Raw genomic sequence first — 9,731 nt, 5'->3', positions numbered from 1 at the left:
CGGCCCTGCACAAGCCATTCACTGCACCTCGGCCGCGCACCGCTTCGTCCTCTTCAACTTACCGGGGGTGAATAGATACCTCGGAAGAGGACCTGCGTGAAGCCTGCCTCCTCCAGATCGGCCCCGCCTGGTCTGGCCGGCGGCAGGCAGCCCGCTAGGGTCGAACTGATGGCGGCCCAGGGAAATCAGGGAGGCACCGATCGAATCGGTATCGGCTTGAATCAAAAATACATCACAGAAACAAGTTGACCCCAACCTTTACATACTGACCTTCACCTTTGCATCAATTTCCTCCCCTATTTGCGGCATTTCTGTCCCCAGCATCCCCGCATACGATTCGACCGCACGCAGCAAACAAGCATTTCCTGAAAAAATGAGGGTGCTCCGAGGATTACGGCCCCCGAAGGTCCACAGGAAAGCAATATCCGGGATTCCAGGAAGAAATCTGCGAAGAGCGAAGAGGCAGGAAACTCATCTTTTGGACTGCTCCTGGCTGCAAGGCAGCCGGGACAGGAATATTCATTCTTGCTTTGCAGTGGCGGACATGAATTTTCGACCCCCCACCACAGGGCCATTGAATTCCCCGGGTGCATTGATTCAAAGAGGGATAATCCGATGAATATCGTCGTGCTCGCGCTCTCGGAAGACACTGAAACGATACAGGCGCTGTGCGTGTCGCTCTCGAGCGATCCGTGGGGGCAGCGCCTACAGGCCCATTCATGCGGGCCCGCTGCGGCGGCCAAGCACCTCGCCCTGCTCCATCCCGACGTGCTGCTGCTGGAGCCCAGCGCCATCGATCCCGGGCTGACCAGAGTGGCCGAGCTATCCCGCCTGAGCCCCGGAACGCGCATCCTGCTGCGTTGCGATCCTCCAACGCCCGACTGGCTCCTCGTTGCGGTGCGCCGTGGCGCATGCGGCTGCCTGCGTCCCGAAGACCCCGTTGCGACGGTCGCCCGCGCGGTACGCCGGGTCAGCCAGGGCGACGTCTGGTTCAGCCGAGGCGATCTCTTCGCCGCGTTGCAGTGGCACGGAGCTGGGGCGGCCACCGCACCCGGTATTTCGGCGGCGACGGTCACCGAGGCCCGGTTGACGCCGCGCGAGGAACAGGTGATGGGCTTGATCGGCTTGGGCCTGAGCAACAAGGAAATCGCCCGCCGGCTCGAGATCAGCGACAAGACCGTGAAGACGCACCTGCACCGGGTGTATGTCAAGCTGAACCAGAGCGGGCGCTACAAGGCCCTGCTGGCGCAAAGCACCGACCGCGGGCGCACCCCGACACTGCCGATTGCCGTGAGCGAAGCACAGCACCGCCGGGAAGCGGCACAGGGGCGACCCGCCTGGCTCAAACTGCACAGCTGCAGCGGCGCCGCCATGACTGGATCCATCTGCCCCGAAGGGTGGAAAAACCACATCGCATCGCAGCCCGGGCGCGAAGCCGTGAACGTCGCCGGCGACGATCCCCCCGAGATCAAGATGTGGCTCCAGGGGAGCCAGGGCACCACCAACGCCGACCGGATGGACCCAGTCGGCTAGCGGTGACGCCAGTTCGTCCCCCGCAAGACACGCCGCACCTTGGCGGCGGCAAAAAGCCCCCACCACCCGGCTCCGGTTCTGTGCCAACCCGGAGCACCGGGAACCGCCGGGGCTCCTCCCCCGGAAACTCAAGACAGAGCCGCGCCGCGGACAGCGCAGAGGCTGTCCGCGGCGCGGCTGTCATGGCTCGATCAGAGCGGGACCGGGGTGATGTCAATTCCGATCAGCGTCATCGGACCGGAATCGCCGTCGAAGTCGGTCATCTGAACCGGCAGCTCGAACGAGAAGCCAGTGCCCTGAGTGATCCGGTCCACGCCTGCGGGAGCGATGTCGAACGAGGTGCCCCCCAGGGTGCCCCTGCCTGGGATCGTGACGCCCGCGTAGTTGGCCACCTCGATACGGTTGAAGCCGTCCGCGGTGAACACCTTGATCACCGGGTCGTCCCCCCCGACGCCGTCGCCCGTGGCGCCTTCGTTCAGGCCGGTGATCACCACGCCGCCATTGGCGAAGAATGCCTCGACTGTCCGGCCATTGATGACGGTGGACGGGACGGCACCCGTGCCGTACACGATGACGCCGTTGACCGTCACCTTGGTGATGGGGTCGACTGTGTCGGCCGAGTCACCGAATAGGATCTTGTCGCCGTCCGCATCGAAGGCTCGAAGGTAGACCGTCCCCGTCGTCCCGCTGGAGGTGTTCTGCGTCAGCAGGAAGGAGAAGCCGTTGTACTTTTCCGTATTCGTCCCCATGACGAAGTCCCTGCCGATGGGCGATCCGGCCAGCGAGGCGTCCTTGGTGAAGTCGATCCGCAGCACCTCTCCCGGGTTCATCGACTGGTTGTCGGTGCCCGCCCCCTGGGTGCTGACATTCACCGTGTGGCGAGTCGGTGCGGTGCCTGCGACGCTACCGCCCGAGAACAGCAGGTCCAAAGTGGTGCCGCCGACGTCGTTGATCAGGTTGTACGTCGGGTTGCCCGACTGCACCGGTGCCGCGCCCAGGAAGTTGATGCCGCCACCATCGTCGATCGCCCGCAAGAAATTGACAGCGTATCGGTCCAGGCTGGTGTCCAGCGTCACGGTGAACACTGGCGCACCACCCTCGGTCGTGCCGGTGAGCGTCCCCGTGCCGTAGCCGGACAGCACGATCTTCTGCTCGCCTGATGTCAGGAACTTGCCGTCCTTGTCGCGCAGGAAGTTGTCGGCAAGGAAGTTGTCGACGAACACCACCGCGCCCAGGCCGTCGGCGCCCACCGTTCCAAGGCTATTCACTCCACCATTCAGGTCCGCGGAGCCTTGGGCCGTACCGGTGTTGCTCAGCGTGATGTTGTCGGGCGTGAACGCGATCGGCGAGTCGTCATCCACCGTGATCACCAGCGCGTTGGCTGCCGCGCCCACGCTGTCGCCGTCGCGGTCGGTGGCGCTCAGCAGCGAGCTGAGGTCGATGGTGATGTCGTTCTCGTCGCCCCCTGGCGCGTGATCCAGCGGCTTGAGCAACGTGAAGGTGTAGGCGCCGGTGCTGGCGTTGAGGCTGAAGGTGAAGACCGGGGTGCTGCCTGCCGAGGCCGTGAGGGTGTGCACCCCCGCAGCCGTCGCCACCGCGTAGGTCAGCGCGGTGCCGCCCGAGCTGAGCGCGGGCATCCCGCTGGAGGGGATCGACAGGCCGTAGCTGGCGATGCCGTCGGCGCCGGCGTTGAACAGCGGGACGACGGTGCCGCTGGCGCTCACCGCTTCGCCGGCCGCGTCGCCGGTGCCCCCGGCAATGCCCCCGGGCAGCCCGTCCTCGTCCACGACACCGGTCAGCTGGGTCGCGCTTGCTGCCAAGCTGTCGTCCAGGATGACCACGGGACCGAGCGGAATGATCGTGCGACTGGTGGTCCCCAGTTGGAAACCGCCGATGTCGAACGAGGAGCCGTTTCGCCCCCCCGTGTTGTCGACGAGCAGCCGGTTGTGGTTCGTCGCGGTTTGGTAGGAGATGCCGTCACCCTGGATTGCGCCGGAGATGACGGCCAGGTTGCCCGTGAAGTTGACGCTGACGCCAATGCTGCTATTGGTGACGGTTTGGTTGCCGGAGGTCGGCTCGCTGAAGCTGTAGTCGGTCGCAACTCCGTTCACGGTCCGCGTGATGGTGACCGCCCTGATGTTGACGAACTCATTGCTGGCGGGGGCCAGATTGTTGATGAATGCCTGCCCCTGGTCGTTGGTCGTGTTGTTGATCGCCGTCAGCGTCAGCGACGTTGTCTTGGGCGGCTGCAGCTGCACGAGCGAGAAGCGGGCCGAGGTGGTCGCGAGGTAATTGTCGAAGACGATGTTGCTCGCCAGGTCCGCCTCGTTCTGGTCCAGCCCGCCGGCGTTCTGGTCCGGGTTCACCGTGTAGCTCAGGCTGGCCTGACTGAGCGTCACGAAGGTGAAGTACATGCCTTCACCGGGATCGATCATCTGGTTGTTCGTGCCCAGCGTGGTGGTGCCGCCGCCCTGGCCGGTGTTGACGGTGTCGCCACCATTCGGATTCTTGCCGGTGACGACGATGGCGCCCTCGCCTGCGGCCGGCGTGCCGTCACCGAACATCAGGAACAGGTTCTGGCCGGAGGGCGCCCCGGCCAGCGTGAAGTTGCTCCCCGCGTTGACGGTGACGTTCAGGAGGTTGGCGAGTTGAACGAAGTCGTTGTGGTCGCTGCCGTCGGGGTGTCGCAGTGGCTCGTACTGCGCCATCCACAGCCTCGCGCCGCTGGCGCCTGCGTCGGTCGCGCCGGTGTCGAGGAACAGCGCGAACACGATTTGCCCGGACGCGTTGGCGGTCGGCGCATCGGGCCCGAGACCGTCCGTATCGGTGCCCTTGCGGCCGTAGACCACATTGTTGTCGGCCGAGGACGTGTAGAGGTAGATCATCGTGCCGTCGAGCGTGAGCAGGCCGCTTGCGACACCGACGAGCGCTGCACCGGTCGAATTCGTGAAGCCGACGTCGGTCACGCCGCCGCCGAAGGTCACCACCTGCCCGGGGCTGGCCGCCGCACCGATGGCGCTGGAGATCGGTGCGCCTGCGCCCGACAGGTTCGTCGTGAACCTGGTCGGGAGCGAGCCAGGCAGCACGTCATGGACGCTCGATCCGGCTCCCTCAGTCTGGAGTCCCGGGGTTTCGTCGATGACAAGGATGGGGTTGAGCGTGGACATGGCGACCTCGGCTTTCTTCAGTACAGGGCGGGTTGATCTCACGACATAGGACGGTTCCGAATCGAACCGGCTGCAAAGCCACGATAGGTGGGTCGGCAGCCCTTTCCAATACACCCGACGGAGTACGGGAAGAGCAGTTCACCGGCGTGTAGCAATCCGCGGCAGCCCTCGCGGTCGCACCTTGAACGCCTGGCAAGCGGTGCCCCGCGATGCTGGATCACCTCATGACACAGACACGCCGTATCGTGGCTGGGCCACGCCCTGCCGCCTTCAAGCGACGTTTCGCTCATGCCCGCAGTCGGGTGGCCGCCGTGCCGAGGCCCGCTCCGGCGCGATGAACCCCGAGACGGCTCCCCTACTCCCCCGACACAAGCTACTGCAGCCTCGGGGATGACAACTCCGTTCCATTCCGTAAATTGATACGTCTGACTGAGAGAGCGCCGATAAACGCAAGGCGCCCCAGTCGCAGCACACATTTCCGAGGCCCCCGTACCGTGAGGCTCCGGAACTTCGGGAGGAAAACATGCTTCACCAGGAAGTCTCGGGCCGCGTCCGGCCAGCCGCAGGCGCTCGCGGTTCTCGGGCCGGGCCGACGGCGCACGACAGCACGGGCGAACTGCGCGCGGCCCTGGGGGTCTGCCGCCACTCCTTCGTGATGGCGGGCTTCTTCAGCCTGTTCATCAACCTGCTGATGCTGGCACCCGTCTTCTACATGCTGGAGGTCTACGACCGCGTGCTGCCCAGCAGCGGCGAAGCGACGCTGCTGATGCTCACGCTCCTCGTGCTGTTCCTCTTCGCCGTGATGGGGGCGCTCGACTGGGTCCGCTCGCAGATCCTGATTGCCGTGAGCGCGCGCATCGACGGCACGCTCGGCCCCAGGGTCTTCGACGGCGTGTTCGCGCGCGGGCTGCAGGGCGGGGGTCGCGGGCCGAGCGCCCAGCCGCTCGGCGACCTGATGCAGCTGCGCCAGTTCCTCACCGGCGCAGGGCTGCTCGCGTTCTTCGACGCCCCCTGGGTGCCGGTCTACATCGCCGTGATGTTCCTGTTCCACCCTGTCTTCGGGGCCGTCGGCCTGGCCTCGGCCGGGGTGCTGCTCGCGCTGGCGCTGTGGGGCGAGCTGCGCACGCGCGCCGACCTGGAGCAGGCCACCCAGGTGTCGCAGGAGATCAGCCAGCACACGCAGCAGCAGCTGCGCAACGCCGAGGTGATCGAGGCGCTGGGAATGCTGCCGCGGCTGCGTGAGCGCTGGGCCGCTCGCCAGGCTCACGCCATGAGCCTCCAGATGCGCGCCAGCCGGCGCGGGGGCGCGGTCGGGGTCGCGTCCAAGATGTTCCGGCTGGCGATCCAGTCGCTGATCCTGGGGCTGGGCGCCTGGCTCGCGATCCGCGGGCAGATCACGGGGGGCTCGGTCATCGCCGGCTCCATCCTGCTGGGCCGCGCCCTGGCGCCGCTGGACCTGATCATCAACGGCTGGCGCGGCTTCCAGGGCGCGCGCGGCGCCTACAGGCGCCTGGAGGCGCTGCTGGCGGCGCTGCCGCGGTGCGCCGACCCGATGGCGCTGCCAGCGCCGCAGGGCGCGCTCGCGCTGGAGCAGCTCACGGTGCAGCCCGCCGGCGCCGAGGCTCCCTTGCTGCGCAACGTCAGCCTCGCGCTGCCGCCCGGCGCAAGCCTCGCCATCGTCGGCCCCAGCGGGGCGGGCAAGTCGACGCTGCTGCGCGCCATGCTGGGGCTGCACGAGCCGGCCTCGGGCAGCGTGCGGCTCGACGGCGCGGAGCTGGCCCAGTGGTCGCGCGAACAGCTGGGCCGGCATGTCGGCTACCTGCCGCAGGACGTGGAGCTGCTCGACGGCACCGTGGCCGAGAACATCTCCCGCTTCGGCCCTGCGGAGCCCGAGCGGGTGCTGGCGGCCGCGCGCGCCGCCGGCGTGCACGAGATAATCCTGCGCCTGCCCCAGGGCTACGAGACCTGGCTCAGCAGCGGCGGGCAGGCGCTCTCGGCGGGGCAGCGCCAGCGCATCGGGCTGGCGCGCGCGCTCTACGGGGCGCCCTGCCTGGTGGTGCTCGACGAGCCCAACGCCAATCTCGACCAGGACGGCGAACTGGCGCTGGCGCAGACGCTGCGCCATCTCAAGGCGCAGGGCCAGACCGTCGTCGTCACGACCCACCGGCCCGGGCTGCTGGCCCAGATGGAGTTGCTGGCCGTCGTCGTCGAGGGCCAGCTCACCCGCTTCGGACCGCGCGAGACGGTGCTCGCCGCGATACAGCAGCCGGTGCAGCGCGTCGCCGCTGCCGGCGCCTGAGAAAGGAGGCTCCCCATGAAGCCCACCCTCGAGCCGCACGAGGCCCTCGCGGACGATCGCCGCTATCGCCGCCTGGGCCTGCTGGTCGTGGCCTGCGTCTTCGGCGGGCTGGGCGGCTGGGCCGCCATCGCGCCGCTGGACAGCGCCGCGGTGGGCCGGGGCGTGGTCGCGGTGGAGAGCTACCGCAAGACCGTGCAGCACCTGGAGGGCGGGATCGTGAGCGCCCTGCACGTGCGCGACGGGGAGACGGTCGAGCGCGGCCAGCTGCTCGTGACGCTGGACGACACGCAGGCGCGCGCGCAGCTGGAGCTGCTGCGCGGGCAGCAGTTCCTGGCGCTGGCGCGCGAGGCGCGGCTGCTGGCCCAGCGCGACGGCGCGCAGCGGGTGGAGTACCCGCCCGCCCTGCTGCAGGAAGCCCGCCTGGACTCGCGTGCGCAGGAGGCGATGCAGGTGCAGAACCAGGCCTTCCAGGCCCGGCGCCTCACTCAGAAGGGCGAGGAGGACATCTACGAGCAGCAGGTCACGCAGCTGCAGGCTAAGGCGCGCGGGCTGCAGGCGCAGCAGCACAGCCAGCAGCTGCTCGCCGCCTCCTACCGCAGCGAGAAGGAAGACTTCGAGTCGCTGCTCAGGGAAGGCTTCGCCGAGCGCCAGAAGGTGCGCGAGTTCGAGCGCAGCCTCGCGCACAGCGAGGGGCAGGTCGGGCAGCTGCAGGCCGAGGTCGCGGCCGTCCAGACGCAGGTGGCCGAGACGCGGATGAAGCTGCTGCAGCTGCGCAAGGAGTTCCAGCGCGAGGTGGCCCGCGAGCTCGCGGAGGTGCAGGCCGAGCTCTTCGGCGTGCAGGAGCGCATGCGCGCCATCCGGGCGACAGTCGAGCGGACCGTGGTGCGCGCCCCGGACTCGGGAACCGTGATCGGCATGGGGGTCCACACCCTCGGCGCCGTGATCCCGCAGGGCGGTCGTCTGCTGGACATCGTGCCGCAGAAGGAGAAGCTCATCGTCGAGGCGCGGATCGCGCCGCTGGACATCGACCGGGTGCAGCCCGGGCAGAAGGCCGAGTTGCGCTTCAGCGCCTTCAAGATGCGCGACACGCCCAGGATCGACGGCCGGCTGCTGTCGGTGTCGGCCGACAGCCTGGTGGACGAGCGCGACAAGCAGCCTTACTACCTCGCGCGCGTGGAGGTGTCGCCCGAGGGTCTGGAGCAGCTGCGGGCGCAACGGCTGGAGCTGGTGCCCGGCATGCCCTGCGAGGTGCTCATCAACACCGGCAGCCGCACCGCGCTGCAGTACCTGATCGCCCCGGTGCGCAACGTGATGGCCCGCTCGTTCACCGAAGACTGAGATCGAGGCACGGCAAGATGAAGCCCCTTCGTTGTTACAGCGCGGCCGCCGTCCTCGCGGCATGGTGCGCGGCAGGCTCGGCGGCCCCCGAGCCCGCGCCGCCGAGCCTGCTCTCGCTCTACCAGACGGCGCTGGAAACCAACCCCGCATTGCGGGCGCAGCGCAGCGCGATAGACCGGGCCCAGGCGCGCGCCGACCTCGCGTCGAGCCGCCTGCGCCCCCAGCTCGCGCTGACGCTCAGCGGCGCGCGCAACGACTTTCGCGCCGAGGACGCATCGCGCAACCTGTACAACTCCGAGCGCAAGTCCGTCAACCTGCGCCAGCCGCTGCTCGACGTGGCCTCGCGCCGCCTGGCCAGCGCCGAGGCGATGCGCATCGAGCAGGCACGGCTGGAGCACGAGGCGCTGCGCGTGGAGCTGGCGGCGAGGATCGTGGAGCAGCTGCTCGACGCCCTCAACGCCGTCGAGGAGCTGGGCGCGGTCCAGGCCGAGCAGCAGGCCGTGAGCGGGCAGCGCGACCGGGTCGCCCGCCTGGTGGAGCGGCAGATGGCCAAGCAGCCCGACCTGCTGGAAGCCGAAGCCCGCCTGGCCACGCTCGCCGCGCGCGAGATCGAGGTGCGCAACGAGCTGCGGGTGGCGATCGAGGCGCTCGTGCAGAGCACCGGCATACCGGTGTCCACGCTGCCCAGGCTCGTCGCGCCGAGCCTGCCTCGACTGTCGGGAGAGTTCGAGGAGTGGCTGCAGCGTGCTGTGCAGGGCAGTCCCGTGCTGGCTGCCTCGCAGCAGGCGCTGCAGGCCGAGCAGCGCACGGTGTCGAGTGCCCGCGCCCAGCATCTGCCCCAGCTGGCGCTGATCGCGGGCCAGACCTGGTCGGACACGGATGCCGAAAGCCGCCGCAACACGCCTTACACGGTGCGCTCGGTCGGGCTGACACTGACGGTCGGGTTGTACGAGGGCGGCCGCGTCGATGCGACCGTGCGCGAGGCACTGGCGCGCGAGGCGCAGGCCGAGGCCCAGCTCGAGGAGCGCCACCGCCAGCTCGAGCTGCAGCTGCGCACCGCGTGGCTGACCGCGCGCAGCCAGCTCCAGCGCGCGGAGGCCACGCTCCAGACCGCCGAGGCCCAGGAGCGCGCCCGCGATGCCCTGCAGCGCGGCTTCGAGCTCGGCGCCGCGACGATGGTGGATCTGCTGCTGACGCAGCAGCGACTCTTCCGCGCCCGGGCCGATCATGCACGGGCACGGCACGAGTACCTGCGCAGCCTGGTGCGGCTGCGCCGCCACAGCGGCACGCTGGACGAGGAGGAGATGCAGGGCCTGAGCGGGCTGTTCGCGGCAGCCCTGCCCCCTCGGAACTGAGCTTTCGCCGCAAGGTAAAAAAAGTGGCGCCACCGGGCG

5 protein-coding genes are annotated in these 9,731 nt (G+C 68.6%); 4 read left to right on the top strand and 1 reads right to left on the bottom strand.

The annotated features are described in order from the left end of the window. Nucleotides 1-615: 615 nt before the first annotated feature. Nucleotides 616-1,533: a LuxR C-terminal-related transcriptional regulator gene (locus D3A59_RS26740; protein ID WP_119157223.1), complete on the top strand. Its 918-nt coding sequence runs from the start codon at nt 616-618 to the stop codon at nt 1,531-1,533. Between the two features lie 191 nt (nt 1,534-1,724). On the opposite strand, the gene D3A59_RS20685 is transcribed toward D3A59_RS26740, so the two are convergent. Then, on the bottom strand, nt 1,725-4,700 hold the full coding sequence (locus tag D3A59_RS20685; RefSeq protein WP_205665239.1) for a T1SS-143 repeat domain-containing protein: 2,976 nt from the start codon (nt 4,698-4,700) through the stop codon (nt 1,725-1,727). Nucleotides 4,701-5,223: 523 nt separating this feature from the next. Here D3A59_RS20685 and D3A59_RS20680 point away from each other — a divergent pair. From D3A59_RS20680 to D3A59_RS20670, 3 genes are read left to right on the top strand one after another with little or no spacing between them, the layout of a single operon-like run. Beyond that, nucleotides 5,224-6,999 (top strand): type I secretion system permease/ATPase, encoded by a 1,776-nt coding sequence (locus D3A59_RS20680; protein ID WP_119157222.1) that lies wholly within the window; start codon nt 5,224-5,226, stop codon nt 6,997-6,999. Nucleotides 7,000-7,014: 15 nt separating this feature from the next. Then, nucleotides 7,015-8,337, top strand: coding sequence for an HlyD family type I secretion periplasmic adaptor subunit (locus tag D3A59_RS20675; RefSeq protein ID WP_119157221.1), 1,323 nt, complete (start codon nt 7,015-7,017; stop codon nt 8,335-8,337). A 17-nt stretch (nt 8,338-8,354) separates the two neighbouring features. Continuing rightward, complete coding sequence (locus tag D3A59_RS20670; protein WP_119157220.1) at nt 8,355-9,692, top strand: TolC family outer membrane protein; 1,338 nt, start codon at nt 8,355-8,357, stop codon at nt 9,690-9,692. Nucleotides 9,693-9,731 lie beyond the last annotated feature (39 nt).

This window comes from Caldimonas tepidiphila, from assembly GCF_003569765.1.
GTDB lineage: Bacteria > Pseudomonadota > Gammaproteobacteria > Burkholderiales > Burkholderiaceae_C > Caldimonas > Caldimonas tepidiphila.
This window is presented reverse-complemented; position numbering and strand designations above follow the sequence as displayed.